A 670-nucleotide genomic window follows, 5' to 3' on the forward strand; every position below is an offset into this window, starting at 1 on the left:
GCGGAGCGGCCGAGGCCTCTGTGGCCGAATCGGTCTGCGCCTTGTTCATAGAACATAACATGAACGCAGTCACAAATTAATACAAGCAAACAAAGTGTTTACTGGCTCCGACCGACCCGTCGGGCCGCGGCAGGCGTGATCGCCCGAGCGGATGTTCTATCTTTGTTCTTGACACGATGCTGCGTCGAACCGCATGATTCAGGCAGAGTCGAAGAGTTGCGCCCGCCCGGCCCCGCCGCGGCGGGCTTTTTCATGCGAGGTCGACATGCGGAGGGTGAGACGCAAGCCGGGCTGGACCGGGTTCGCCGTGCGGCGGCGCGGCGACTTCGCCCGCTTCCATCGCGGCACCACCAGGCGGCGGGCCATGCCGAACAGGATCCTGATCCAGTGCCTGGAGGCGGCGGCCGGGCGGCGACGCCGGGGGAAGCCTGGACCGAGAGCGATGCGCCGGCTGACCGGCACGGCCGAGGCCCGGCTGCGTCCTGGCGCCAGCAAAGGCCGCGCCGACCGGCTGCGGCTGGGGCTGGACCAGGCCTATCGGGAGTTCCGCGACCTGGACGAGCCGCCGGCCGCCCTGCCCCCGCCCGGCCTGCCCCCCGTCTTCGAGCCGCTGCTGGAGCCGTCGCGCTACAAGGCCGCGTTCGGCGGCCGCGGCTCCGGCAAGTCGCAC

Annotated in this window: 1 protein-coding gene; it reads left to right on the forward strand. The window is 69.9% G+C overall.

Annotated elements, in window-relative coordinates:
• Nucleotides 1–265: 265 nt before the first annotated feature.
• A partial coding sequence (locus AAHM41_RS40290; RefSeq protein WP_342242272.1) for a hypothetical protein occupies nt 266–670 on the forward strand: 405 nt, incomplete at its 3' end.

This window comes from Inquilinus sp. OTU3971 (assembly GCF_038440215.1).